The following is a 26,031-nucleotide window of genomic DNA, read 5'->3' as shown; positions in this document are numbered from 1 at the left end:
CTCCCCCTCCCTTGATGGGAGGGGGCTGGGGGGTGGGTGAAGGTGCCGACCAGGTTGCATCTGGCAGCTTCCCCCCCACCCTAACCCTCCCCCGCCAAGGGGGAGGGAACTTTTGACTGAACGGTGAAAAAATGGCGATTGCAAGCGTGGTAGTGGCAACGGAAGCAGGAGCGGCCGAGGCAGTACTGGCCGAGCTGGCCCGATTGCCGAATACAGAGATATACGGCAGCAAGGAAAATCAGATCGTCACGGTAATCGAGGCCGAATCGGTCGCGGCCCTGACCGAGGGGTTACAGCGGCTGGCCGCGGTGGCACAGGTGATCGGGGTCTATCCGGTGTACGCGGGGGTCCATGAGTAAACAATTTTTGAGACCGCCGGGCGCGGTGGCGGAACCGGACTTCCTCGGCCGCTGCATCCGTTGCGGCAAATGTGCTTTAGCTTGCCCTTACCGGGCGATCCGGATCGCCGGGTTGCTCGACGGGCTGACGGTCATGGGAACGCCGGTCATCCAGGCCAGGCAATCCCCCTGCTATCTCTGCATGAAGTGTGTGCCGGGCTGCCCGTCCGGCGCCTTGGACAGCAGGGTGAAAAAGCGGGAACAGGTCCGGATGGGGACGGCGCGGATCAATAAAAAAGAGTGCCTCACCTGGCAGGGAACCTTCTGCCGGAGCTGTTACGACCACTGTCCGCTCTTCAATGAGGCGATCACCATGGACAGCGAGCTGCGGCCGGTGGTGAACGAAAAAAAATGCGTAGGCTGCGGAATCTGTGAGCATGTCTGCCCCGCCGATCCCGCCGCCATCACCGTAATCCCCGGGGGGGCAGGATGAAGATTACCCCGCTCCGCAGAACCGTGCAGATTCTTTCCCTCGCCGCCATGGTTGTGGTGCCGCTGCTCAACAGCCGGGGGATCAGTGCGGTCAGCGGCAGCTTCTATTCGCTGGAAATAGGCCGACTGTTGTTGACCGATCCGCTCATCGCCATCCAGCCCCTGCTTGCCACCATGACCATCGACACCACCCTCCTGGCCTCGGCCCTTATCCCGGCCGGGCTGGCCCTGGTCCTGGGGAGGGTCTTCTGCAGTTGGGTCTGCCCCCAGAATACCCTGTCCGAGCTGTTCGACGCGGTGGATACCAGGCTGGGCCTTGTCCGTTTTTTTGCTCCGGGTCCGGTTTCGCTGGCCCGCTACGCGGTGCTGGCCGTGATTCTGGCGGCCACCCTGCTTTTTGGTTTTCCCCTGGCCAGCCTGCTCTCGGCTCCGGGAATCATCTCGGTCCAAACCGCCCGGTTCATCTACGAGGGGACCGTGGGTCTGGAGCTGGCGCTTATCGGGTGCATCGTTCTGGCCGAACTCTTCCTGGTCCGGAGGGTCTGGTGCAATCATCTCTGTCCGGTGGGCAGCATGCTCAGCCTGTTTCGCACCAAGAGAACCATGCGGGTCGTCATGGTCGAGGAGGGGGAGCACACCTGCATCCACTGCCGTGAATGCGCCAAAGCGTGCCAGCTCGGTCTCAATCCCATGGCTGGCGAAATTGCTCCCCAGTGCCATAACTGCGGTGCCTGCATAGATGCCTGCCAGGAAATGACCGGGGAACGCAGACCGCTTTCCTTCCGATTCTAGAACCGATAGCCCGTCCTGGGCTGTCTGCTACTCCTCAAATCGATAACCGCTTTCCCGGGTTGACAAGCAGCCAAGGAGTATGGGATGTTTTTTGAAACTGTGAGGGTGGCATGTAACACTCCGGCGATTAGATTTTAATTCGAGTTAGTTCAGTAATATTATTGTTTAGGAGTATGGATGGATTCTCTACCAAATAACATCGGCTGGATACTCGGCATTCTGCCGGCTATCGCTGTTCTGGTGTTAATCAAGGGAAACGCGGGAGAGCCGTGGCGAATCTCAAATTTTATTTCTGGTTGGCTTCTGATAGGTCTAGCAACAATGATGGTTGGTCTACTAACCGAATGGGGGACGATTTTCGAGTTTCTCAAAGACAACGGGAAAATAACTCAAAATCAGCATGAGACTATTAAATCGTCATCCTCTATTTGGCTTGCTGTATTTCCAGCGACTTTCGGTGGTATTGGTGTAAATGTTGTTACTGAGTGGTTACTCTCGAAGCGCCCCTGAGTTTGCACGTTATGAAATCGACAATTAATTCATGTTTGATGCCATGAAAAACTTCCCAAGAAGAACAATACTGATATTTATTCTAGTGTTAATCTCGGGTGCTTGTCTCTTTTCATATTTCAATTACGCACAAAAACAAGAAATGTATAAAAAGTTTTCCTCACGACTTCCCGATGGTTTTTTCGATCCCAATGATCCAACTTTTTGGAAAGTAGCAATAAAAGTTTCAGAGCAAGAAATTCAAAAAATGGAAGGCCCAACTTATAAGCAAGACGAACAAGAGAAAATGAAGCGAATGGGGCTTGATATTGCCGTCAGCGATGAAATCATAAGTGAGGAATACCGGCAAAAGAAAAAAGAATTAAATTTTGCTCGAAAGGAGTTGGAACGGCTTACTGGCGGTAGAAATAAAAAATAAAATATGCATAACTAATCAATTGGCTGGGGTTGCCAGGCATGCGGCCTAGCAACCCCTTATTTCAGGCATTCGACCGTCTTTTTTTTTCAGTAATTAGCTCATCCCATCTCATCCCTCAAACCGATACCCCCGCCCAGGCACCGTAATAATATAGCGTGGTTCGGCCGGGTTGACCTCGATCTTCTGGCGGAGGTGCTGGATGTGCACGTCGATGACCCGGCTCCAGGAATAGAGTTGGGCATCCTTCCAGAGGCACTGCCTGATCTCCTCCCTGGTCACCAGATTGTTGCGATTCTCCACCAGACAGGCGAGAACCTGGAACTCCTTGGGGGTCAGGGCCACGACCGTGCCCCGGACCGTTACGACCTCATTGCGCAGGTCGATGGAAAGATCGCCGGCGGTGAGGGTGGTGGGTTGCGGGGGCAGGGCTTTCGGTCGGAGCCTGGCGCGGATGCGCGCTAGAAGTTCGCGGGTTTCAAAGGGCTTGACCATGTAGTCGTCCGCCCCCAGCTCGAAGCCGATCACCTTGTCCGAGACCTTGTCTTTGGCGGTCAGCATGATGACCGGCAGGTTGGGATGGAGCGATTTCAGGGCACAGCAGAATTCCAGGCCGTCACCGTCGGGCAGCATCAGGTCGAGAAGCACCAGATCGGGTTGGCGGTCGGCGAGAATGGCACGGGCGGCAGCGAGGGAGTCGGCGGTGAGCAGGGTAAAGCCGTGCAGCTCAAGGTTCGCCTTGAGGACCTTGAGGATGTCCTGGTCATCGTCGATGGCCAGCAGGGTGGCGGTAATTGCTCTGTTCTCCATTATTCCCCTTCGGCGGGCAGCCAAAAATAGAGGCAGGCCCCAGGTCCCTTGTCCGCCACGCCGATGACTCCGCCGTGGGCCGTAATGATGCTCCGGCAGATGGTGAGCCCCAAGCCGCTTCCCTCTTTATTGCCCAATTTGTAGAACTTGTCAAAAACCTTTTCCCGCTCTGCTTTGGCAATGCCCGGCCCCTGGTCCTGGACCTCGACCACGGTGAAGCCCTCCTCCTGAAAACCCCGGATGATGACCGTTGACTCCTTGGGGGTGAATTTGATCGCATTGGCCAGCAGATTGGTGAGCACCTGTCTGAGCTTGTCCTCGTCTGCCCGCAGGGGCAGGGTCTCCGGCAGCAGGGAGGTGAGCCGGACTCCTTTTTCGTCGGCAAGGCAGGCGAGTCCGGTGATCGTTTCGCGGATTACCGGCACCAGATCAAACACAGCGCTATGAAGGGCCGTGGTGTTGCCCATCTCAATCCGCTCGATATCGAGCATGGTGTTGACCAACCGAATAAGCCGATTGGTGTTCTTGTTGATGAGCTGGAAAAAATCGCAGAGTTCATTCTGCTGGCAGTTGCCGGCCTCCTGGGGGGGGAGGCAGGCCAGTTTGGCGGTGACGTATTCCATGGAGCCCTTGATGGAGGTCAAGGGGGTTCGCAGTTCGTGGGAGGCGCGGGCGATGAAGTCCGATTTGCGTTCGCTGGCCGCGTTGAGCAGCCGGTTGGTCTCCAGAAGCTTCTGATTGGATTCGGCAAGATCCTTGGTCGCCTCCCGGATGCGGTCCTGGAGATCGCCGTGGTATCCGGTGAGCTGGGCCGTCATGTCGGCAAAGGCGCGGGAGAGATCCTCGAATTCATCACCGGTCCGCAGGATCTCTCCCGCCTCGTAATTGCCCCGGGAAAATTCCTGGATGGAGGTGGAGAGCCGCTTCATCGGATGCAAAACCAGATGCCGCATCATGAAGATCATCGCCCCGCTCAGAGCGCCCACCACCAGGAGCATGGAGGCGAACATCCTGCGCCGGTTCTGCGTCGCCTCGGTAAAGGTTTTGTCCATGGGCAGGGAAACACTGATGGCGCCGCGGACATCGCCCACCTTGTAGCCCTGTTCCAGGTGGCATTTCAGGCAGGCTTCCTCGACATACAAGGGGGAGATGTAACGGAGGTACGCCTGGCTGTCGATGGTTTCGATGGAGACGAGTTCCCGCAGGTTTTCCTGCTCAAAGGCGAGCAGGGCCCTCCGTTCGAAGGAGTCGGGCGCATTCTCCGGGTTGGTCAGTTTGAGGCTGGTGATGTGGAACCAGAACAACCCTTCTTCCCGAGAGTACTTGGCAAGTTCCTTGGTGACCATGGCCGGGGTTTCTTTGGTATAGCGCCGCCCCTGGCGATCGAGGATCTCGGGGTCGGTAAGGTAGGGGGAGCGCTGGGAGCGCGGCAGCTTTTCCACAAAGACCCCGCCGTGGTCGGCGATCCAACGGCGCATCAGGACGATCTGGCGGAAAACCGCCCTGGCCTCATTCTCCGCCTGGCGGATGATGAGTTGTTCCTGGCGTTCGTTGAAAACGTAGAAGGTGGCGCCGAGGGTGACCAGCAGGGTAAGGCTGCAGCCGACGATGAATTTGAAGCTGAGACTGAATTTCATGGCCTCTTTGATCTGCCTGAGCCATGGGTCAATCATCTTCAAATTAGGTTCTCCTTTTTGAGATAGACTTGGAGGATGGAGATGGCGGCCGGGGTGATCCCGGAGATGCGCGCGGCCTGGCCCAGGGTTCGGGGCTGGATCTTGGCGAGCTTTTCTACCACCTCCCGGGAAAGGCCGGACATGCTCTGGTAGGGCAAGTCCTCCGGCAGGAGTACCGATTCCATGCGCCGGAAGCGGTCCACCTGCTCGCTTTGCCGCTCGATGTAGCCCTGGTACTTGATGGTCAGCTCGACCTCCCGGGTAACCTCTTCCTCGGGCCGGGGCAGGGTGAGGCCGAGGAGCTGGGCCACGGTGTTAAGATCCATCTCCGGCCGGCGCAGAAGATCGGCGCCGCACACCACGGTTTTGAGGGTGGCGCTGCCCATGGCCACCAACCGGTCGTTGATTTCCTGCTTGGGCCGGATCTGGGTGGTGTTGAACAGGGCAAGGGTTTCCTCAATGGCCTGTCTCTTGGCCTGAAACAACCGGTAGGTATCGTCTCCCACCAATCCCAGGTCCCGGCCGATCTCCCCCAGCCGCAGGTCGGCGTTGTCTTCCCGCAGCAGCAGCCGGTATTCGGCTCTGGAGGTGAAGAGCCGGTACGGTTCCTTGGTGCCCTTGGTGACCAGATCGTCGATCAACACCCCGGTGTATGCCTGGGAGCGGTCCAGGATCAACGGTTCCTCCTCGCGCACATACTTCACCGCGTTGATTCCGGCGATCAGCCCTTGGGCCGCTGCCTCTTCGTAGCCGGAGGTGCCGTTGATCTGCCCGGCCAGAAAGAGGCCCTTGATGCGCTTGGTTTCCAGGGAGGGGTGCAGCTCCAGCGGATCGACATAATCGTATTCAATGGCATAGCCGGGCCGGATGATGGCGACATTCTCCAGCCCCTTGATGCTGCGGAGCATGGCGGTCTGCACATCCATGGGCAGGCTGGTGGGCAAGCCGTTGGGGTAGATCTCCACCGTGTCCAGCCCTTCCGGCTCCAGGAAGACCTGGTGGCGCTCCTTTTCCGGAAAGCGCATGACCTTGTCTTCCACCGAGGGGCAATAGCGCGCCCCCACCCCTTCGATAATCCCGGTGTACATGGGAGAGCGGTCGGTGCCTGCCCGGATGATCGCATGGGTGGTGGGGTTGGTGTAGGTAATGTGGCAGGGGCGCTGGGGCAGCACCGGCTTTTTGCCCCGGTTGCTGAAGGAAAAGAGGTTGGGCGGCTCGTCGCTGTGCTGGGCTTCCAGCTCGGAGTAATCGATGGTGGTGCCATCCAGGCGCGGGGTGGTGCCGGTCTTCATCCTGCCCATGGCAAAGCCTAGCTCCTTGAGATGCAGGGGGAGCTTCAGCGATGGCACATCGCCCATGCGGCCGGCGGGGAAATTTTTCAGGCCGATGTGGATCAGGCCGTTCAAAAAGGTGCCGGTGACGATGACCACGGCTCGGGCGGTGATCTCTTCTTCCAGGGAGGTGACCACCCCTCTGATTGCTCCGTCTTGGATGAGCAGACGGTCGGCGGTTCCCTGCCGGATATGGAGGTTTTCCTGCTGCTCCAGCACCGACTTCATCCGCAGCCGGTAGAGGAGACGGTCGGCCTGGGCCCGGGAAGACCAGACCGCCGGGCCTTTTCGCGTGTTGAGGCGGCGGAACTGGATGCCGGTGGCGTCGATGTTTTTTGCCATCTCCCCGCCGAGGGCGTCGATCTCCTTGACCAGGTGCCCTTTGGCCAATCCGCCGATGGCCGGGTTGCAGCTCATGGCGCCGATGGTGTCAACGTTGACCACCAGCACTGCGGTGCGGCAGCCCATCCGGGCGGAGGCCAGGGCGGCTTCGCAGCCGGCATGGCCCGCGCCGATCACAATGACATCGTATTGAAAGGAGGTTGGCATGGTAAGTGGTCTTTTAGTGTTTGCTCAGGAACGGCCTGGGGCTGACCTGGGAAAAGTGTCGTATTATAGCGGGGTTGACGGGAATATGCAATCAGCCCTGCGTGCGCCACGAGATGAGAGCCCAGCGGGGCGGGGTCTGGCGGGTGAGTTGCCACATTTCATCGAGCCGGCTCAGGTGCGCATCCACGTAAGCGGTAAGTAGTTTTTCTTCATCGGCGGTAAGATCGTCCACCATCCAGCGGTACGATTGCAAGGCCTCTTCCCGCGAGGAGTAGGTTCTTCTGTTGTCCAGGCTGAGGAAGTCGACCTGGGCGTGGATGCCGAGGGTGTAGAGGATGTTGAGCGTGAAGATGTAATCCGGGCCGGGCTCAAAATCGCGGCCAATGGCGGCAAAGAGGTCCGGGTCAAAAGGCCCGGCCCCGACCCGATCCACGACGTAGACAGCCTTGCTGGCCCAACCGTTCAGCTTGCGCAACGCCCCTTTCAGGTCGTCCACCGACAGGGAGCGGGAGGCGATGGCCACCTCGTGGCGGGCAATTCCCAGCGCCTGCCAGTCGTCGCTCCAGGAGGCTTGAAGGGTGGTGATGTTCTTCAGGCCTGCGGCTTGCGCCCGCTTGTCCAACTCGGCCAGCATGGCGGTGGAATAGTCCAGGGCTGTTACGTGGCGCACTTGGCTGGCCAAGGGAATGGCCAGGGTGCCGGGGCCGCAGCCCACGTCCAGCACACGCCACTCCGGTTCGGTCTGGAGATGGGCCAGGAATTGCGCGGCAAAGGGCGAATCGAGGTTGCGCTCGGCAAACGAGGCAGCCCGCTGGTCCCAGTCGCTGCTTTTCTTTTTTTTCCAGGACTTGTGGGCTCTGGACTCCCGCCACATGGTGTCCCAATCGATATCCTGATAGCGCATGGTGATTTCTATGAAGTCCGGCGGGTGAGGCGGTTGACGATGATGGTCAAGTCCTTGTCTTCGCTGCGCATCTTGCGGGCGTTTGTCGCTATTTCGTATTCCTTTTCCGCCAACCGGAGAAACTTGGGCAGGCTTTTGCGGCGGGCATCGTGGGCCAGGTAGATAACGCCCTGGTCCGCCAGCAGCGCACGGAAGATGTTCAACAGGGGGGTGAAAAATTCTTCCCGAAAGAGAATCTCCGCGCCGATGATGGTGTCGAAGCGCGGCAGGTCGGGCGGTTTCAGCCAGTCGAGCATCCGGCATTCCACCCCTTTGAGCCCGGTGGCTGCGGCGCTGACCCGTTGAAAATCAAGGATGTGGGGCTCGTAATCGGTGAGGGTCACCCGGTAGCCTGCCAGGGCGGCGGCAAGACCCGGCGCGCCAAGGCCGGCGCCGAGTTCGAGCAGGGTCTGCCCCTCTTTCGCCGGCGGGGTGGTGAGCATGAGGTCCGCCAGAACCATGGCTGCTTCCCAGAGTTTCACCCAGAAGGGAAAATCTTCCACATTCTGGAAGGGATCTTTGCCGGCCAGGAGCGACTCAAGGTCGGTGACTTGCAGCAGCTGGATTTCCTTGCCGCGTAACCGCAGCGGTTCGAAATCCACCTTGTATGTTTTCCGGATTTCCCGGAGGCGGGCATACTGTTTTTCAGGAAGCTGCGTAGGATCCATCAGGGTCTCCATGGCGGCGAGAGACGCCGCTTGCGGTCATCGTTGCAGGAAAAGAGCGAGAAAGACCAGGGCCGCCAGCAGGAAGCGGTAGTAAGCGAAGATGGCGAAGCTCCTGGCCCGAATGTATTGCATGATAAAGGCAATGAACAGGTAGCCGGAGATGGCGGCAGCAAGAAAGCCGGAGGCAAAGAGGATGCCTTGCCCATCCAGCAACCCATTTTTGATGATCTTCGGAATTTCATGCACCCCGGCTCCGAAGATGATGGGTGCGGAAAGCAGAAAGGAAAAGCGGATCGCAGCCTGACGGGTGAGGCCCATGGCCAGGCCGCAGGTAATAGTGCTGCCGCTCCGCGATACCCCAGGGATGATGGCGCAGGCCTGGGAAAGTCCAATGAGCAGGGCATCGATCAGGGTTATTGCTTCATAGTTCCGGGTGCGTTTGCCTGCGCGGTCTGCCAGGAGGAGGAGGAGACCGGCCCCGGCCAAGACCGTAGCCACCAAGGCGGGGTGCCGGAAATAGGTTTCCGCAGCTTTTCCCAACAAGAGACCGGCCAAGGCGCCTGGGACGGTGGCAATGGCGATGAAGAGAGCCATCTTGCGCAACCGCTTTGTTTCGGTTTGTTCTTTGTGGAGACCAAGGATGGCCTTGCCCATCTGCCAGAAATCATCCCGGAAATAGGCGAGGATTGCCAAGAGGGTGCCAAGATGCAGGGCCACGTCAAAGGCCAGGTCGGCTTCCTGGGCGCCGAAGAAATAATGGGCTAGGGCCAAGTGTGCTGAACTTGAGACGGGCAGGAATTCTGTGGTGCCCTGGAGGATGCCGAAAATGATCGCTTCAAGAATGTTCATGGTCTGGCACTATACGAAAGGGAAGGAGAAAAGTAAATACTGATGGAACGCGATGGGTATGAATAAAAAAAGCCCGGCCAAAGGCCGGGCTTTTGCTGACCAGAACTCCGGTCTGACAAGGGAATTAGCAGCCCTCAACAGCCTTTTTCTTCTTGGCGGTTTCGATCTTGCCGTCTTTTACCATTACCTTGTCGCCAACTTTAGCGGTGCCTTCTACCGTGGATACAGCGCCGGCGCAATCTACGGTTACCTTGGTGCCCGCAACTGCGGTTACGGTGCAGTCAGCAGCGAAAGATACCGCTGCGGTGCTTGCTACGAATGCAACTGCCATTGCCAGAGAAATCATTTTCTTGCTCATCTTCATCTCCTCCTAAGTGTTATTTGGGAATGTCCTGTTATTCGAAACAGGAAATAATGAATCACCGTTCAGCAAATATACGACAGGAGTACAGGATGTCAACCGGAAAGTTTGCCCGCTTATTTCAAGATGGCGTTGAGGTCGTTTACCAGGGTCTGATGGTCGACATAGCCATCATAGCGCTTGACCACATTGCCTTCCTTGTTCACCAAAAACGAGGTGGGAATGCCGAGGATGCCGCCGAAGGCCGTGGGGGTTTCCGAGTCGCTCAGCAGGACCGGGTAGTTGATCTCCATTTTCTGGGCGAATTTGTCAACCAAGCCCGCACCGCCTTGGTCGGTGGAGATGCCGATCACGGTGAAGCCCTTTGGCCCATACTCTTTCTGGAGCTGGATGAGCGAGGGGATTTCCTTGCGGCAGGGCGGACACCAGGTGGCGAAGAAATTGATGAGCATCGCCTGACCATGGTAGCCGCTGGCCTTGACCATGGCGCCATCCTTCACTGAAGGCAGGGTGAAGTTCGGCATCTTGGTGGCGGCCTGGGCAGCACCGGCCATCAGGGTGAAGAGGGCAAGGGTGATGGTGAGAAGGCGGGCTTTTGCCGCCAAGGATTTCATGATCTGCATCTGTTTCTCCTGAGTGAAGGTATGCCACCGGCACGGTCTGTAATCGTTTACCGAAATAGAGTCAATCTACCCTCTTTTTCAGGGAAACAAAAGGGGAATTATCGGGCCGGTGGCTCCAGAAATTCAGGAGGGCATGGCTCCCTGGCGAAAACGCTCCCCGCGGGCGGAGATTACCACCTCCTGCACCGGGATGGCCTGGCCGGAGCGGGAAAGGGCCTGGGTCACAATATGGCGCATGTTGCCGCAGCAGGGCACCTCCATAATGGCCATGGTGATGCTCTTGATCCCGGCTACGGCAAAGATTTCCGTGAACTTCTGGATGGCGCTTTCCACCTCGTCGAATTTCGGGCAGCCCAGCAGGACAACCTTGCCGCTCAGGAGATCGCGGTGAAAGTCCTGATAGGCCACGGGCACGCAGTCGGCCGCGATCAGCAGGTCGGCGCCTTTGAGAAAGGGCGCGGTGGGCGGCACCAACCGGATTTGCACCGGCCAGTGGCTCAGGGCGGAACCGGTTGCGGCGCCAAGGGAAGTCGGGGCATTGGCCGACTGGCAGGGGGTGGCTGCTGGGGCGAAGGTCTGCAATCTGGCCGAGGGGCAGCCGCCAACCGGCGGAGCGGGGTGGGCCTGTGCCGCTTCTCTTTTACTGAGCAGCTCTTCCACCGCCTCTTCGTCAAAATCCTCCGCTTCCCGCTCGATGATGCGCAGGGCGCCGGTGGGGCATTCGCCCAGGCAGGCACCCAGGCCGTCGCAATACTTTTCCGCCAGCATCCTTGCCTTGCCGTCCACGATCTGCAGGGCGCCTTCCGCGCAGGAAATAATGCACTGACCGCAGCCGTTGCATAAGGATTCGTCTATCTCGATGATTTTTCGCATTATCTTCATGGGTGTGCCTCCGTTATCCCTTGAGCAGCACCTTGGCGGCCAGGGCGGCTCCTGCCTTGGTGAGGAAGGAGCGGTCTATGATTTTTTGCAGATGGTCCGGCGGGGACACCACATCCTTCTGCTTTTCTTCCAAATTGGTGATCAGGTCCGCGTCGTAGAGCACCTTGAAGTTCATGGTCTCTTCTGGTCGCGGCACATGGTGGTGGCTGATAATGTCGCAGACCTCGTCGATGAGCGGCTGCGGCGCACCGAGGGCGATGAGAATCTCCCTGGCCACCGGCGGCCCCTCCACATGCTGGTATTTGGGCGACGAGCTGTTGTACTTGCGTTCCGCTTCCCGGATGCCGATGTCGTGGAGATAGGCGGTAATCTCCACCACCGCCGGATTGCACTCCTCCTTGGCGGCGATCTCCAAGGCATGGCGGGCCACCCGACTGGCGTGGCCGATGCGGCGAAAGTCGTCGCCAAAGTAGCGCTTCATCTCCACCGCCACCCGTTCCTTGAGCAATTCCTGTTTCTTGGCCAGCAGCTCCGGGGGCAGAGAGCCCAGACACTGCGCGGCATAGGGGCAATACGAGGCGCAGCCGAAGTCGTTGTTGGGGTTAAGCATCTTGGTGGAGCATTTGCTGCACTTACGGCTGACGTCGTCCTTGAAGAACTCGACATTGTTGCCGCATTTCGGGCAGCTTGCCTCGAATACGGCATTGGCGTCCCAGTAGCGGCTGTCCTGGCCGGGGCACTGCATGGCAATCTCCTTCTATAGTACGGGTCGGGCGGCAGAGGCCACCGCCCGACCCGTTTTTTTCTTATCCGAGAATGGTCTTCAGGTCCTCGGCCGGCGTGGTTACCGGCTTGATGGCGAAGTTCTGCACCAGCACATCCAGCACGTTGGGGGTGATGAAGGCGGGCAGGGTGGGTCCAAGACGGATGTTCTTGATGCCTAAGTTCAGCAGGGTCAGGAGGATAACCACCGCCTTCTGCTCGTACCAGGAAAGCACCAGGGAGAGCGGCAGGTCGTTGACCCCGCACTCAAAGGCCCCGGCAAGGGCCACGGCGATCTGGATGGCCGAGTAGGCATCGTTGCACTGGCCCACATCGAGCAGCCGGGGGATGCCGCCGATGTCGCCCAGCTTCTTGTCAAAGAAGCGGAACTTGCCGCAGGCCAGGGTTAGCACCATACAGTCCGTGGGGATCTGTTCCACCAGCTCGGTGTAGTAGTTGCGCCCGGGCTTGGCGCCGTCACAGCCGCCCACCAGGAAGAAGTGGCGGATGGCCTTAGATTTTACCGCGGCGATGACCTTGTCGGCCACGCCCAGGACGGTGTTCCTAGCAAATCCCACCAGGACCGAGTCCTTGTCCAGGGTATCGGTGAAGCCGGGCAGGGCCAGGGCTCGGTTGATCACCGGGCTGAAATCCTTGTTCTCGCCGATATGAGCCACTTCGGGCCAACCGACCAGGCCGGTGGTGAAGACGTTGGCCTTGTAGGAATCAAGAGGCTTCTGGATGCAGTTGGTGGTAAAGAGGATGGCCCCGGGAAATTCGGGCATCTCCTTATGCTGGTTCTGCCAAGCCGTGCCGAAGTGGCCGTAAAAGTGGGGGTACTTTTTCAGCTCCGGATAGCCATGGGTGGGCAGCATCTCGCCATGGGTGTAGATGTTGATCCCCTTGCCCTTGGTCTGCTCGAGGAGCATGGCCAGGTCCTTGAGGTCATGGCCGGTGACCAGGATACACTTGCCGGGGATATGCCCCAGTGGTACCGGGGTGGGGACCGGATGGCCGTAGGTGCCGGTGTTGCCCGCATCGAGCAGCTCCATGGCCTTGAGGTTTACTTCGCCGCACTTCAGGGCGAGGGCCACCAGCTGGTCAAGACCCAGATCCTTGCGGGTCAGATCACCCATGGCCTCATGGATGTAGGCATAGACCGTATCGTCTTCCTTGCCGAGGATGGCGGCGTGGTCGGTATAGGCGGCAAGGCCGCGCAGGCCGTACATGGTGATCTGCTTCAAGGATTGCAGGTCCGGGTTGGCGTCCAGGGTGTTGATGAAGTTCAGGGCCGCGCCCTGCGCTTCCAGACCGGCCAGGGAGTCGGCCGGGGCAAAGGTGACTGCCGGGGCGGTGGAATCAACCTTGCCGCCTGCGGCCAGGACCTTTTTCTTTAAAGATTCGCGCAGCTCGACGGTCTTGCGGATCAGGACCTCAAAGCGGCTCGGGTCAAAATCCACATTGGTGAGGCAGGAAAAAATTGCCTCGCAGGTGAAGCGGTCAATGGCGTTGTCCACAACCCCGACCTTGCGGCCGGCGGTGGCTACCAGGCTCAAGCCCTGGACAGCATGGGTCAGCAGGTCTTCCAATCCAGCGAGGGGCTCGGTTTTTCCACAGACTCCCATGACGGTACATCCGGTTCCCTTGGCGGTTTGTTCACATTGGTTGCAAAACATGGCGATTCTCCTTGGTTGTGATGTAAAGGTTGTTGCAATCGCAGATAAGCGCAGACTTCGACAAGTCGCGATTACAACGGTTATTCCTTTATAACGCGTTGAATTTCTGTTACGGACCTGTGGCTTTTTCCCTTTTCGCGAGTTCATCAAGATTGATGTAAGCCGTATTGGTGCCTTTGTTAAGGAGACTATAGCGATAATTATCCCCCCGGGCGTTGACTTAAATCAAGAAGAAAGATATTTCTTGTCCGGTTTGATTTTTTCCATTCACCGGCTGTGGCTGAAGGCTGAAAGCCAGCGGTTGAGAGCAAAAAAATAAGCATGAAAAATGTTGCCTTGCGGTTTAGAGTGACGGGCGTATCATCTTTTTTCCTTATTCATAATGTGGCAGGGGTGGCATGGAATATCTCTTGGTTATAGGTTCATATCTCATCGGCTCAATACCGTTTGGCCTGGTCTTGGGGAAAGTGGCCGGCGTTGACGTGCGCGCCGCGGGCAGCGGCAACATCGGCGCCACCAATGTCGCTCGGCTGGTCGGAAAAAAACTCGGGGGGATCACCCTGGTCTGCGATGCGCTCAAGGCCATTGTGCCGATGCTGGTCGCGGCTTGGCTGCTTGAGCATGACAGCCAGCGGGAACTCTGGGTGGCGCTCTGTGGCGGCGCGGCTTTTTTGGGCCATCTCTACCCATTGTATCTGAAGTTTCGGGGCGGCAAAGGCGTGGCAACGGCGCTGGGCATCTTTCTCTATCTTGCGCCGGTGGCCGCAGTTATCGACCTGCTGATCTTTGTCGGGGTGGTCTACAACTGGGGCTATGTTTCCCTGGGCTCGCTCACTGCCGCCCTGATGATGCCGGGGTTGGTCTGGCTGCTGACCGGCTCGGTGAGCAACTCCGTGTTGGCCTTCGGGATCGGCGTGTTGATCTGGGTCAAGCACCGGGACAACATCATGCGGCTCATGAAGCACGAGGAAAAGAGCTGGCGGAAAGAGACGCCGGGTCAGGACGCGCATGACCAACGATGAATGGAAAAAAATCGTGGCGGCCAAGACTCTCTTGGGGTTGCCGGATCAGGCGACCCTGGCGGAGATAAAAAAGGCCTACCGCCGACTCTCCAAGGAGCACCATCCCGATCTTGCCCGACACAGAGAAAAGGGGGCAACAGGGCAAGAAGGACTGCAACTGGAAATGCATAGCCTCACCGAGGCGTGCCAGATTCTGTTGGAATATGGGAAAAAGTACAAAATCCCCTTGGTGCCGGGGGAGGATCAGCCCCTTGAGGGGGAAGACTGGTGGATGGAGCGCTTCGGGGATGATCCGCTCTGGAGCCCTGGCCGCGGCAAGTAATCGCCAGCGACCACAGGGCGGCACATCTGCTTCGCAGTCTCGCTACGCTCGCTTAGCTGTCATCGGCCTGTCCGCATACCGGGTGTTTAGAGCCCCTGCCCGAGAACCGGGCATAGGGGCTTTTATCCAGCTTGACTGGGGATGGCGAACAGGTCTCTTCCGCGCATCTGCACCACCCAGTGATCGCTGGCTGACCAAGGGCTTGCCTCTCTTGCCGCTTGGCGCGGCTGGGCAATTCCCTACTCCATGAATTTCTTGTCGGTGGTGATCTTGGCCCGGCTTTGCAGATACGCGAGCCAGGAGCCCATGACCTGCATCTGTTTTTCCTGGGTCAGCATCTTTCTCAGCGCTTCTTTCTGGCTGGCAAATGCTTCCTCGCTTGCCGGTTTGTCTTCCTTGAAATGGAGGACATAGAAAGTGGTGCCGTTCTCTGCGACCTCGGCGGGATAGGGTGAGGCACCGCTGAGTTTCAACCCTTGCGCGGCAACGGGGGCGGGCAGGCCGCTGGTCGCCTGCTGGCTTCTCGTGAAAAAAGAAGTTTCCAGGACGCGGCTTTTTGTTTTTTCCGCCTCGGTGACAAGGGAGCCTTCTTTCTTTGCCTGGGCCAACAGGGCCATGGCGGCATCCTTGGCCTTGGCCTGGGCCTGATCGTCAAGGAAATCCTTTTCCACTCGGGCGCGAACCTCAGCCAACGGCGGAACTTGGGGCTCCTTCACCTCGTCAATGTACACAATGGCGTAGCCGCCTTTGATCTCAAGCAGCGAACTTAGTTCGCCCTTTTTCAGGGTGAAAATGGTTTTGAGCAGCGCGGGCTGTCCTGCCAATGCCGAGGGAGGGGTGGCCTGGGTGAAGTAATCGGTGGTCTGCACCGGCGTCGCCGCGCCGGCTGCATATTTATCCAGGCTACCGGCCTGGATAATTCCCTCGTAGGCCTGGTTTGCCAGCTGGAAAGTAACGTCCTTCCCGCGCTGGGCCTTGAGCTCAGCGATGATCTGTTCCCGCGCCGCAGCTAAGGTGGTTACAGTTGCCGGTTTGATTTTTTCAAGCTTGATCAGGTGGAGGCCGAACTGGGTTTCCACGATGGTGCTGATCTCTCCTTCTTTGAGGGCAAAGGCAGCTTCGGCAAAGGGCGGAACCATCTGTCCCTTGCTGAAAAACCCAAGGTCGCCGCCGTTTTTCCCGCTTGAATCCTCGGAGTTCTCCTTGGCCAGTTGGCTGAAATCCTTGCCTGCCTTGGCCAGCGCCAGGATGGTTTCCAGTTTTTTGCGTTTGGCCGCCCGCAGCTCACCGCTGTCCTTGGCGTCGGAGCGGAGCAGGATGTGCCGGGCCTGGCGCTGCTCGGGGGTGGAAAACCTGTCCGGGTTCATTTTATAGTACTGCTCAATTTCCTGGTCGCTAACTTGGGTCCCGGCCATGGCCTGTTCATTGAGAAAGGTAATGTAGCGGAGCTTGACCTGCGGTTCGGTCAGGTAAGCTTGCTTGCGGCCTTCGAAAAAGAGATTCAGCGCCTCATCACCAACCGGGCCTGAACTCCGGAAACCGTCCGCGCTGAAGGCGACATATTCGAGCTTGAGCTGATCGTTGTCAAAGGCGAAACGGTCTTTGAGTTCGCTGTCGGATATCCGGGCGAACCGGGAGAGATGGGTAAGAATTTTGGTGTGGAGGAGATCGTTGCGTACATTGTTTTCAAAATCGGTGGTGGTCATTTTTGAGGAGGCCAGCAGCTTTTTGTAGCGGTCGAGCTTGAAGATCCCTTCCTCCCGGAAGGCGTCCATATTCTGGATAACCTTGCGCACTTCGTCGCTGCCCACTATCAGGCCTGCTTCCTTGGCGCCCTGCTGCATGACCTGCTCTTGGATCATCTGGTTCAGCACCTGCTGTTTCAGGTTCAGGGCTTCAAGGAGCCCCGAGGGGAGGGTGCCGCCGAACTGTTCTTGATACCGATTGATGGTCTGATTGTAGGCCCGTTGATACTGCTGCGCGGAAATATTTTGGCCATTGACCGTGGCAATGGCGTCGGGGCCGCCTTTCTGGCTTTTCCCCACCCCCCAGAAGACAAAAACCAGGACAATGATGAGGATGGTGGCCTGGATATAGGTCGATTGGGCCTTGCGGCGCATGAAGTCGAGCATGTGTCACCTGTGTAAAAATGAAAAGGCTGTTTTGTTTGAAATTCAGGAAGTTATCCTAATTTTTTTCGTAAAGACAGTCAACCGATTTAAGCAGCATGGGGGGAGGCCCCTTACACCTTGGCCAGGTTTTCCCCCACCACCGTGTTCACCACCAGGGGGACGTCAAGGTGCATGACCCCTTCCATGGCTTCCTTGACCACGATCCCGGTGGCTTCGATTTCCTGGGTTGGAACCTCAAAAACCAACTCATCGTGGATCTGGAGCAGGAGCTTGGCGCTAAGACCTTCCTCGCTGAGCCTCCGGGTGGCGGCGATGGTGGCCAGCTTGATGATGTCGGCGGCTGTGCCCTGGATGGGGGTGTTGATCGCGGTGCGTTCGGCGAATTCGCGGCTGGCCTTGTTGCTGCTGTTGATGTCGGGCAACAGGCGGCGTCGGTTGAGCAGGGTGGTGACAAAGCCGTCCTGCCGGGCCTTTTCGACAACCTCCTCCATGAAGCGTTTCACCCCGGCATAGTGGGCAAAGTAGCGTTCGATGAAGGTGGCGGCCTCCTTGCGGCTCAGGCTGAGTTGGGCGGCAAGGCCGAAGGCGCTTATCCCGTAAATGATGCCGAAGTTGATGGTCTTTGCCACTCTCCGCATCTCCGGCGAGATAAAGGCCGGGTTGACCCGGAAGATCTCGGCCGCGGTCTGGTTGTGCACGTCCTGGCCGGCGCGGAAGGCGGCAAGCAGGGCCGGATCTTGGGCATAATGGGCCATGACCCGCAGGTCGATCTGCGAATAATCCGCCGATAAAAAGAGCTGCCCCGGTGCGGCCACGAAAGCGGCCCGGATTTTTTGGCCCTCTGGGGTGCGGATCGGGATGTTTTGCAGGTTGGGATTGCTGCTGCTCAGCCGGCCGGTGGCGGTGACTGCCTGGTTGAAGGAGGTGTGGACCCGCCCGGTTTTGGGGTGGATGAGTTCCGGCAGCTTGTCCACATAGGTGTTCTTGAGTTTGCTTAAGTTGCGGTGGGCCATGATCGCCGCGGGCAGATCATGCTGCCGGGCCAGGCTTTCCAGCACCTTGACATCGGTGGAATAGCCAGTTTTGGTCTTCCGCCCCTGGGGTAACCCCAGTTTGGCAAAGAGGATCTCGCCGAGCTGGCGGGTGGAATTGATGTTGAATTCCTCTCCGGCCAGGGCGTAGATGGTTTTTTCCAATTCGGCCAGTTGCTGGCCGAAATCCTCGGACAACCGGTGGAGCTGGGCTTGGTCCACGGTGATCCCGGTCTGTTCCATCTGGACCAGAATGGGCACCAGCGCCATTTCCAGACCGGAGAAAAGCTCCCACAGCCCAAGCTGTTCCAGTTTGGGCTGGAACTGTTTCCAGAGGAGAAAGGCCCCTGCCACATCCTCGCAGGAATAATCCTTGGCCGCCTCCGGCGCAACATAGGCAAAGCTGTCCGGTCGTTTGTCGCCCGCGGTGACCTCGCCGAAGCTGGTCAACCGTTTGCCGAGCATCTCCAGGCACAGGTCGTCGAGCTTCTGGGAACGGCGAGAGGGGTCAAGGAGGTACGAGGCGATCATGGTGTCCCACAGGGGGCCGGCCAGGGCAAGGCCGTGTCTCTCCAGGATGGGCAGATCGAATTTGAGGTTGTGGCCGAGTTTGGGCAGGCGGGGGTCGGAAAAAAGCGGGGTCAGGTTTTTTTGGACCAGGGCCAGGGGCAGCTGGTCGGCCACGAGGTTCCCGTCCCCGTCCCGATGGCCAATGGGCAGGTAATAGGCTTCCTCGGCGGTGGTGCAGAGCGAGATGCCCACGAGTTCGGCCACCAGCGGGTCCAGGGAGGTGGTTTCCGTGTCCAGCACCAGAAGGGGGGCCTTGGTCAGCTGTTGGCAGACATCCTGGAGCCGGCTTTCCGTGGTGATCAGCAGGAAGCCCTTGGTCTCAAGGGCAACGGCAGCAGAGGTCGGGGCCTTCAGCAACCGGCTGAAATCGAGGAAGGTGTAGAGTTCCTGGAGTTTTTCCTCGTTGGCTTCAGGCGTCGCGTATTCATTCAGCTCCGGGGTGGCAAGATCCTCCTTGAGGGCGATGAGCTGGCGGGAGAGAAAGGCGTTCTCTTTGCTGGTCAGAAGTTTTTCTTTGAGCTTTGCCTGGGAGATGGTCTCGATATTCTGGTAAAGGCCTTCCAGCGAACCGTATTGATTGATGAGTTTTTCCGCGGTTTTCGGGCCGATGCCAGCCACGCCCGGCACGTTGTCCGAGCTGTCGCCCACCAGGGCGAAAAAATCCAGGAGCTGTTGCGGCGGGATATTGTATTTTTTCTGCACCGCGGCGGGGTTCATGAATACATCCCGCATGGGATCCCAGACGGTGATGGTCTCTGAAACCAGTTGCAGCAGATCTTTGTCCCCGGAGACCAGGATTACCGGGTGTCCTTGGGCCGCGAGTTTTTTGGCCGCCGAGGCCAGCAGGTCGTCGGCCTCGTAGCCTTGGCGTTCCAGGCTGGCGAAATTGTGGGCGGCGACGATCTCCTTGATATAGGGGATCTGGCAGGCAAGGTCGTCGGGCATGGATGGCCGATGTGCCTTGTAGGCCTGGTACATCTCGTGGCGGAAATTCGGCCCCCGCGCATCAAAGGCGATGCCGATAAATTTGGGCGATTTCTCACGCAAAACCCGGAGCAGGATATTGGTGAACCCGTACACCGCATGGGTGGGCAGGCCGCTCTTGTTGGTGAGCGGGGCGATGGCGTGGTAGGCCCGGTAGATATAGGCGCTGGCGTCGATGAGGTAAACAGGTTCTTGCTGGATCATGGGGCATGATACTACCAGCCGCATGGTGGTTTGGCAACACCGTCCCGTGTCCTGTTGCGCAACATACGTGGCCGGAAGCGTGCCTTGTCGAGGAAAAAATGGTCGGGAGCCCAGTGGTGGATGCTTGGTTTCCGGTTGAATTACGGTGTTTTTTTGCGGAGGGTTTTTTTTACTTTAAGTTTGTCATCAAAAGGCCGATATGATAATTACAAAGGTATGGGTGCGTGGGGGGACAAAGGGTCTCCTCGGAGCCTCAATCTCTATGAGCAGCTGCAGATAAACTGCAGAGAAGCAAGGATTTGGTCATGAAATTAACAGGCATTTTCCCTTCGATCAAAACAGACAAGGTTCAGGGGAAGAAATCTGAAGGCTCTGCCCCGGCCAAGGCTGACAACACGGCCCAGCCAACGGATCGCGTGGTGCTGTCTGCCGGTTCCCAGGACGTGCAGAAGGCCAGGGCTATTCTTGAGCAGACTCCGGAAGTTCGTGCGGACAGGGTGCTGGCGCTCAAGGAAGAAATTGCCCGCGGCGAATACCAGATTGATCCTTACCAGCTTGCCGATAAAATGATGGGCAGCCTGCTCTCCGAGACCTCGGTGGAGTAACGCTCCGCCGCTTTTCCTTTCGTTTTCTTCTTCGCCTTTCCTCGCCACAGAGCCTTTTGCCAGAAAACCATCTTGACTCCGGCTTTCGCCGGGGTGTCGGTTTTCCCCCTCGATTCTTGTCGCTTGCCGCATATCATTACTCTGCCGGGTCCATGGTGAAAACGGGCCAACAGGCATCGTAGCGCATGGGATCCTGCAAGACCTGTTTGGCCAGACGCTTCTGGGGGTTGATCGCCACCGGGCCGAGCAGGTTGGCCGTCATCCCGTCGGGGTTATCTTTGGGGATGGTCAGGATGAGCAGAATTTCCAGCGGTTGATCCGGCGAGTCTTGCAGTTCCTGCCGGGTCAGACTGGAAATTTCCGGCTGGTATTGCGGGATCAGGAGCGCGGCCTGAATGGCCACAAAGGCGAGCTTCGGGTCATCCAGGGATTGGAGCCAGAGAAACGGCGACTCTTCCCCGTGCGGCTTGACCATGAACCGTTTTGAATCAGGGAAGCCCAGAAAGGGAGAGGTCATGGTGATGATCTTCTCCGGGTTTACTGACAGTTGGCCAAAACGGCTGGTGGATACCGTGATTTCCCCCTGTTTTTCCGTGCGGGTTGTTGTGGTCATGGCGAGCATCATCCTTTCCTCCCTCGGAGCTGAAGAGCGGTGGAGACGGCGGGTGTTTGTTTCCATCTTGTTCCATCCCCGTCTGAATTTTCTCTTGTCCGTGTCTTTTATTTGCCGTCTTTTGGCGGCGGTTTGCTGCGTGTCTTGTCTCCGCCAAAAACAGAGGCAAGGGAAGAAAGATCAGCAGGAGCCTCCGCTGCTGCCCGGATATTTTCCTCCACAATGCGGAGGTAAATCTCTTCGCGGTGGACCATGATCTCGGTCGGGGCCTCGACCCCGATCTTCACCTGTCCGCCCTTTATCTCCAGAACTCGAATCTTTATGCCATCGCCAATGGCAATGGCTTCTCCTGGTTTTCTGGCAAGTATGAGCATTGTTTTCGCCCTCCCTGGCTTGAGTTGATGACGGGGTACGCTCTTCCCTGAACGTATTCTCCCTTTTTTACAAAGAAAAAACAATGTCCACTTGACTACTTAAGGAAGTCCACCAGACTCAGCTGCATGGTTTTGGCGGCGGCCGCCAAGGCCGCTTCGTAGGCCGTTTCTTTGCTTTTGAGTTCTAGTACGGCCTTTGTCATGTCAGTGTCTTCTTTTTCCGAAAGATTTGCCGTGGTGGACAGCTCAAGTTTTGAATAAATTTGCTGTTGGACAATGATTCGGTTCGCCCGGGCGCCAAAATCGGAAATTTGGGTGGACAGATTGTCCATCACCGTGTCGGAGTTAGCAACTGCCTGGTTGATGGCCTGAACCTGCATGGTATCATTGGTAATGCCCGACAGCTCAAGGAAGTTGCTGGTGTCCGTATAGGTGAAGGTGTATCGCTCGGGGTCGGTGGTTTCCAACTTCAGCTGGCCATCGGTATTCCAGGAGGCGGTCATGCCGGGGATGCCGTTTATTCGGGCGGCAATATCATCCAGGCTGTCTGTGGCGGGATTTACTCCGATATCCATTATGCGATTCGTGGACGGAGATGTGGAGTGGTCAGTCACCGTAAAGGCGATTATGCCAGGGGTAAAAGGTTTGTCTTGCTGCTCAAGGCCGGTGTTGCCGCTGTCAAGCCTGGCGGTCGTATCCGTGGCTTTGTTCATGCCGGTAACGGAGCTGAATTTCTGGCCGAGCAGGCTGTCTTCCAATTTTTTGAGCATGGCAAAAATGCCGGTGTCCGAAACAGCGGCTTTGCCGTTTTTGGAAACCTCCAGGGTACTTCTTCTGCCAATCTTGACTGCCAGGCCATGATCAGGGTCCCCGGCATAACGGACGTTGCCCTCTTTTTGCTGGACGGTGATCACCGTTAACAGGCCATCCCCGCCGCTATCGTTGACTTCATTGGTGATGGCGGAGCCCCCATCCAGACCGAGAGCAACGAGGCCCGGTTCAGCGCCAGAGGTGGTTGTCAGGCTGAAGGGCCGATCCGAGGAGAGCTGCACTGTGCCGAAGGAGACTCTGCCTCCTGCTACCACTGCACCGTTGAGGTGGGTGACGGCTTCCCCATTGAGGTTTGTTTCGATCCGGATATTGCTTCCATCTACCGCGGTCAGAGACAGTTTGCCACTGCTGTCACGGGAGGCGATAACGCCGGTTGAGCCGGATTTTGCGCTGATCGCGTTGAACAGGGCGTTGTCCGAGTCGCCGCCAACGATGGCAGCCCCCAAGGGATAAGTTGCGGCATCAAAAATATTCACCCCGTTAATCAATAGATCGCCTGAAGCCATGGTTCCAGCCGTTACCGCCGCGCCAGCAGTTCTGCTGGCCACAGTGAAATCCGCCGTAACCCCGGTGTCAGTACTCTTGGCATTGATGGCCGTCACCTTGGCTGTTGCCGAGCCGTCACCGGCTGTGCCGGCAATGGGAATACCATTGATGGTCAGATCTCCTGCGGCCAGATCGTATTGCGGTAGGGTGGTAAAGTCAACGGCGGCCAATGCCTTGCCGTTGACACGATACCCGCTTACCCGGTCGGCGATAAAAGGCTCCGGTTCGGTTTCCGTGTAGCCGGTGCTTCGGTAGCCGCCGAAGACGTATTTGCCGTTCACATCGCTGTTGGCAAGGGAAATAGCCTCCTCCCAAAGATGCCGGACCTCTTCTGCCGCACTGGCCCGGTTTTCTGGGCTGACCGAGGCATTTGCCTGTTGCAGCCCCAAGACCTTGGCGCGCAGGGAGATATCCTTCATCTGGGTGAGGGCGTTTTCCGCGGCGGTGATGGTCTTGTCGCCGAAGGTGAGATTGTCCTGGTAGCTGGTGATCTGGGTGAGGCTGCTTCTGAGCCCCAGGGCAGTCACCAGATTAACCGGATCATCGGAGATCGTTGCCATCTGCTTGCCCGAGGAAATCTGGGAATTGATCCGGCCCATATCCGTGGTGAGCTTGTCGAGATTCGTCAGGATATTTTTATGGATGGACTGCATGGTAATTCGCATGGCTTTTCTCCTATCGTACCGCATCAAGCAGGGTCTGCAGCATTTCGTCCGACATGGTGATGAGGCGGGTGGCGGCGGTGTAGGCGTGCTGGTATTTGATCAGATTCGCCATTTCCTCGTCCAAGGAAACGCCGGAGACCGAATCGCGCATTTCGCTCACCTGTTTGTTGACCAGCACACTGGAATCGTAGGAGTGGCTGATGGTGCGGGTGGTGTTGGCAACCTTGCCGACCAGGATATTGTAAAAGCCATCCAGGGTGTTCTGGGCACCACCGGTGAAGCTAACATACTCATCGTGCTGGGTGTTCGTGATCTTGAGAGAATTGGTGTTGTCCCCGCGAAATATTTGCCCTTGTGAACCAACGGTGGCGGCGGCCAGATTGTTGAGGTCGCCGGTAATCACACTGTTCAGACCGATACTTGCCGCGCTGCTGCCGGAGAAAAAGGTATTGAGCCCGGCAACCTGGAGAAAGTTTGAGGTGTCATTGGCAAAGGCGAACTGGTGGCTGGCATCCGGGGTGAGACGCAGGCTGTTGCCGGAGTTTGAGGCCGTCACCCAGGATGCGGCGCCGGCGTTGGTCATGGCGGTATTGACGGCAGTGACCACATCACTCAGGTTGTAGGCCCCTCTCAGGGAGACGGTCACCGGCTGGGGCATGGCCAGTGAGCCATCGTTGTTGTAAATCCACATATCGAAACTGCCGCTGGTGTCGAGTGTGTCAAAATAATCGTATCCGGTGAGCAGGGGGCCCTGGTTGTCGAATTGCGGGCCAAAGGTGATGGTGCCATCGCCGGATTGTGTGTCAGCGGGGACGGCGTCCAGACCAAGCTGGGCCAGGACGTAATCATTCGGCCCGGCATTGAGGGTGAAGGAGCTGGTGGAAAACAGGGTGATTTCGCCGGTGTTGTGGGTGGCGTCGGCGCTTTGCGCTCCAAGCGCAAAATTGACGTTTGTTCCTGTTGTCCCGGCGCTGAATGCGGTGACATCAATGGTTGAGCTGTCGCCCTCTTCGGCATTTTGTAAAATAAGGGTATCGGTTGCTGCGCCGTTGCTGTTGGTGCCAATTGTGGCAACCACGCCGGTTTGGTCTTTTACTGCAAACACTGCGGCAGCAAAGTTCGCATTGACGACGGCGATTGAATCCCCTGCCGTGACCGGGACGGTAATCGAGACGCCGTTCAAGGTCATGGTGATATTGCTTGTTCCTGTGGCGGCAGTGGTTGCGGCAGAGGAAGAGGTAAGCGTGGTGAGTTCCGCTGTGATCCCTGGTTCCGCCGCTTTGATGGCGGTCACGGTGTTGTATGCCTTGGCCATGGCCAGGCCATTCACCGCTAAGCCGCCGAGAATTTCGCCGACAGGTCGGTCGTTGATGGTGATGGTGCCCGCGGGGATGGTTACGTTTGCACTGGCTGGGTCCACGGTGGAGGTGAGGCGGGCGACATTTTTCGCCTGTTCCGCGCCGGTCAGGGTGTCGCCGAACATGGTGAGCCCGACTCCTTGGGTATGCTGCTGGTTGATCTCGCGGATCAGGGAGTTGGCAAAAGCGTCCAGGCGGCCCATAAAATTGTTGGGATCGCCTTCGACCAGATTGCCGCGCACCTCGAGCCAGCCCCCGATCTTGCCGCCCAGTTCAGCCCCTCCGCCAATGGCGCGGCGCGTCTCGCCGCCATTAGCGTCTTTGTTTACCCAGATGAGTTGGTTGTTTTGCCAGTCCACCTGCCAGGCTTGATTGCTTTCCACCAGGGTGTGACCATCGGCCATGAGCACGGTGTAGGCGCCGTTTTTATCTTCGAAAAAAGATACGTCCAACAGTTGGGAAAGATCCTGGACCAGGGTATCTCTTTTGTCGCGCATGTCGTTCGCTTGGCCTGCCGCGGATTCCGCCCCGGAAATCTGCACGTTGAGATCGGCGATCTGGCTGACAATGGAGTTCACGTCGCCGATGGCCGTGTCAAGGCTGACACCGATATCGAATTTGGCCTGGGTCATTTCGCTGCTCATGGAGTGCAACTGATCGATGATCAGCTGGGAAGACTGGACCACCGCCTGTCTGGTCGCGGATACGTCCGGATTGTCGGCCAGCTCTTGCCAGGAGTTCCAGAACTGATTCATCAGGTCGTTGATGGCAAGGCCCGGCGCTTCATTGAACACCGTTTCCACCAGCTTCATGGATTCCTGCTGCGCCTGGAGATTGCCCAGATTTGATTCCTGGTTGGCAAGCCGTTGTACCATGAACTGGTCGTAGTTTCTTAGAATGGTTGTGCCCTTCACGCCACCGCCCAGCATACCGGAGCTGATGGGGGTCGCTGCGTTGGTTTCCAGTTGCAGCGATTGTCTGGTGTAGCCGGGGGTATCAACGTTGGCGATATTGTGCGACGCCACCTGGATTGAAAGTTGGTGGGTGAGGAGTGCCTCCTTGGCAATGCTCAGCACATGAGAGATGCCGGCCATGGT

25 protein-coding genes are annotated in these 26,031 nt (G+C 57.9%); 8 read left to right on the top strand and 17 right to left on the bottom strand.

The window, feature by feature from the left end; translation table 11 throughout:
• The first annotated feature begins 131 nt into the window (after positions 1 to 131).
• The 5 genes from ACZ46D_RS09730 (at position 132) to ACZ46D_RS09710 (ending at position 2,550) form a co-directional block, all read left to right on the top strand.
• Positions 132 to 359 carry a chaperone NapD gene (locus ACZ46D_RS09730; RefSeq protein ID WP_464927244.1) on the top strand — a complete coding sequence of 76 codons (228 nt, stop codon included), beginning with the start codon at positions 132 to 134 and terminating at the stop codon, positions 357 to 359.
• Positions 352 to 831, top strand: a complete 480-nt coding sequence (locus ACZ46D_RS09725) for a 4Fe-4S dicluster domain-containing protein (protein WP_464927243.1) — start codon at positions 352 to 354, stop codon at positions 829 to 831. The genes ACZ46D_RS09730 and ACZ46D_RS09725 overlap by 8 nt, the downstream gene beginning before the upstream one ends.
• Positions 828 to 1,622: a 4Fe-4S binding protein gene (locus ACZ46D_RS09720; RefSeq protein ID WP_464927242.1), complete on the top strand. Its 795-nt coding sequence runs from the start codon at positions 828 to 830 to the stop codon at positions 1,620 to 1,622. The genes ACZ46D_RS09725 and ACZ46D_RS09720 overlap by 4 nt, the downstream gene beginning before the upstream one ends.
• Positions 1,623 to 1,799: 177 nt before the next feature.
• The gene (locus tag ACZ46D_RS09715) at positions 1,800 to 2,132 is read left to right on the top strand and encodes a hypothetical protein (RefSeq protein WP_464927241.1); all 333 of its coding nucleotides are present in this window, start codon (positions 1,800 to 1,802) and stop codon (positions 2,130 to 2,132) included.
• 31 nt (positions 2,133 to 2,163) lie between these two features.
• Positions 2,164 to 2,550, top strand: a complete 387-nt coding sequence (locus tag ACZ46D_RS09710) for a hypothetical protein (RefSeq protein WP_464927240.1) — start codon at positions 2,164 to 2,166, stop codon at positions 2,548 to 2,550.
• Positions 2,551 to 2,658: 108 nt separating this feature from the next.
• Here ACZ46D_RS09710 and ACZ46D_RS09705 read toward each other — a convergent pair whose 3' ends face one another.
• The 11 genes from ACZ46D_RS09705 to hcp form a co-directional block, all read right to left on the bottom strand.
• Positions 2,659 to 3,357 carry a response regulator transcription factor gene (locus ACZ46D_RS09705; protein ID WP_464927239.1) on the bottom strand — a complete coding sequence of 233 codons (699 nt, stop codon included), beginning with the start codon at positions 3,355 to 3,357 and terminating at the stop codon, positions 2,659 to 2,661.
• On the bottom strand, positions 3,357 to 5,030 hold the full coding sequence (locus ACZ46D_RS09700; protein WP_464927238.1) for a sensor histidine kinase: 1,674 nt from the start codon (positions 5,028 to 5,030) through the stop codon (positions 3,357 to 3,359). The genes ACZ46D_RS09705 and ACZ46D_RS09700 overlap by 1 nt, the downstream gene beginning before the upstream one ends.
• Positions 5,031 to 5,032: 2 nt before the next feature.
• Complete coding sequence (mnmG, locus tag ACZ46D_RS09695) at positions 5,033 to 6,913, bottom strand: tRNA uridine-5-carboxymethylaminomethyl(34) synthesis enzyme MnmG (RefSeq protein WP_464927237.1); 1,881 nt, start codon at positions 6,911 to 6,913, stop codon at positions 5,033 to 5,035.
• 91 nt (positions 6,914 to 7,004) lie between these two features.
• Complete coding sequence (locus ACZ46D_RS09690; RefSeq protein WP_464927236.1) at positions 7,005 to 7,817, bottom strand: class I SAM-dependent methyltransferase; 813 nt, start codon at positions 7,815 to 7,817, stop codon at positions 7,005 to 7,007.
• Between the two features lie 8 nt (positions 7,818 to 7,825).
• The gene (locus tag ACZ46D_RS09685) at positions 7,826 to 8,524 is read right to left on the bottom strand and encodes a class I SAM-dependent methyltransferase (RefSeq protein ID WP_464927235.1); all 699 of its coding nucleotides are present in this window, start codon (positions 8,522 to 8,524) and stop codon (positions 7,826 to 7,828) included.
• Positions 8,525 to 8,560: 36 nt separating this feature from the next.
• Positions 8,561 to 9,373 carry an undecaprenyl-diphosphate phosphatase gene (locus ACZ46D_RS09680; protein WP_464927234.1) on the bottom strand — a complete coding sequence of 271 codons (813 nt, stop codon included), beginning with the start codon at positions 9,371 to 9,373 and terminating at the stop codon, positions 8,561 to 8,563.
• Between the two features lie 124 nt (positions 9,374 to 9,497).
• On the bottom strand, positions 9,498 to 9,731 hold the full coding sequence (extJ, locus tag ACZ46D_RS09675) for a selenite/tellurite reduction operon protein ExtJ (RefSeq protein ID WP_464927233.1): 234 nt from the start codon (positions 9,729 to 9,731) through the stop codon (positions 9,498 to 9,500).
• Positions 9,732 to 9,850: 119 nt separating this feature from the next.
• Positions 9,851 to 10,357: a TlpA disulfide reductase family protein gene (locus ACZ46D_RS09670; protein WP_464927232.1), complete on the bottom strand. Its 507-nt coding sequence runs from the start codon at positions 10,355 to 10,357 to the stop codon at positions 9,851 to 9,853.
• A gap of 123 nt (positions 10,358 to 10,480) precedes the next feature.
• Positions 10,481 to 11,239 carry an ATP-binding protein gene (locus ACZ46D_RS09665; RefSeq protein WP_464927231.1) on the bottom strand — a complete coding sequence of 253 codons (759 nt, stop codon included), beginning with the start codon at positions 11,237 to 11,239 and terminating at the stop codon, positions 10,481 to 10,483.
• A 13-nt stretch (positions 11,240 to 11,252) separates the two neighbouring features.
• On the bottom strand, positions 11,253 to 11,984 hold the full coding sequence (locus ACZ46D_RS09660; RefSeq protein ID WP_464927230.1) for an HD domain-containing protein: 732 nt from the start codon (positions 11,982 to 11,984) through the stop codon (positions 11,253 to 11,255).
• A 61-nt stretch (positions 11,985 to 12,045) separates the two neighbouring features.
• Positions 12,046 to 13,677, bottom strand: coding sequence for a hydroxylamine reductase (hcp, locus tag ACZ46D_RS09655; protein ID WP_464927229.1), 1,632 nt, complete (start codon positions 13,675 to 13,677; stop codon positions 12,046 to 12,048).
• 398 nt (positions 13,678 to 14,075) lie between these two features.
• On the opposite strand from hcp, the gene plsY reads away from it, so the two are divergent.
• A complete protein-coding gene (gene plsY, locus ACZ46D_RS09650) occupies positions 14,076 to 14,699 on the top strand; it encodes a glycerol-3-phosphate 1-O-acyltransferase PlsY (RefSeq protein WP_464927228.1) in 624 nt (207 codons plus the stop codon).
• Complete coding sequence (locus ACZ46D_RS09645; RefSeq protein WP_464927227.1) at positions 14,686 to 15,021, top strand: DnaJ domain-containing protein; 336 nt, start codon at positions 14,686 to 14,688, stop codon at positions 15,019 to 15,021. The genes plsY and ACZ46D_RS09645 overlap by 14 nt, the downstream gene beginning before the upstream one ends.
• Positions 15,022 to 15,260: 239 nt before the next feature.
• Here ACZ46D_RS09645 and ACZ46D_RS09640 read toward each other — a convergent pair whose 3' ends face one another.
• Together ACZ46D_RS09640 and polA are read right to left on the bottom strand one after the other, a co-directional pair.
• A complete protein-coding gene (locus tag ACZ46D_RS09640) occupies positions 15,261 to 17,153 on the bottom strand; it encodes a SurA N-terminal domain-containing protein (protein WP_464927226.1) in 1,893 nt (630 codons plus the stop codon).
• A gap of 110 nt (positions 17,154 to 17,263) precedes the next feature.
• Positions 17,264 to 19,942, bottom strand: coding sequence for a DNA polymerase I (gene polA, locus ACZ46D_RS09635; protein WP_464927225.1), 2,679 nt, complete (start codon positions 19,940 to 19,942; stop codon positions 17,264 to 17,266).
• Between the two features lie 305 nt (positions 19,943 to 20,247).
• On the opposite strand from polA, the gene flgM reads away from it, so the two are divergent.
• Positions 20,248 to 20,547, top strand: coding sequence for a flagellar biosynthesis anti-sigma factor FlgM (gene flgM / locus ACZ46D_RS09630; protein ID WP_464927224.1), 300 nt, complete (start codon positions 20,248 to 20,250; stop codon positions 20,545 to 20,547).
• Between the two features lie 136 nt (positions 20,548 to 20,683).
• On the opposite strand, the gene fliW is transcribed toward flgM, so the two are convergent.
• The 4 genes from fliW to flgK all read right to left on the bottom strand — a co-directional run bounded on the left by fliW (position 20,684) and on the right by flgK (position 26,028).
• On the bottom strand, positions 20,684 to 21,160 hold the full coding sequence (gene fliW / locus ACZ46D_RS09625; protein WP_464927223.1) for a flagellar assembly protein FliW: 477 nt from the start codon (positions 21,158 to 21,160) through the stop codon (positions 20,684 to 20,686).
• A gap of 107 nt (positions 21,161 to 21,267) precedes the next feature.
• Positions 21,268 to 21,534 carry a carbon storage regulator CsrA gene (gene csrA / locus ACZ46D_RS09620; RefSeq protein ID WP_464927222.1) on the bottom strand — a complete coding sequence of 89 codons (267 nt, stop codon included), beginning with the start codon at positions 21,532 to 21,534 and terminating at the stop codon, positions 21,268 to 21,270.
• A gap of 95 nt (positions 21,535 to 21,629) precedes the next feature.
• Positions 21,630 to 23,576 (bottom strand): flagellin N-terminal helical domain-containing protein, encoded by a 1,947-nt coding sequence (locus ACZ46D_RS09615; protein ID WP_464927221.1) that lies wholly within the window; start codon positions 23,574 to 23,576, stop codon positions 21,630 to 21,632.
• 10 nt (positions 23,577 to 23,586) lie between these two features.
• The gene (flgK, locus tag ACZ46D_RS09610; protein WP_464927220.1) at positions 23,587 to 26,028 is read right to left on the bottom strand and encodes a flagellar hook-associated protein FlgK; all 2,442 of its coding nucleotides are present in this window, start codon (positions 26,026 to 26,028) and stop codon (positions 23,587 to 23,589) included.
• Between the last annotated feature and the right edge of the window lie 3 nt (positions 26,029 to 26,031).

The sequence above is a fragment of the Thiovibrio sp. Mzg5 genome, assembly GCF_055379285.1.
This window is presented reverse-complemented; position numbering and strand designations above follow the sequence as displayed.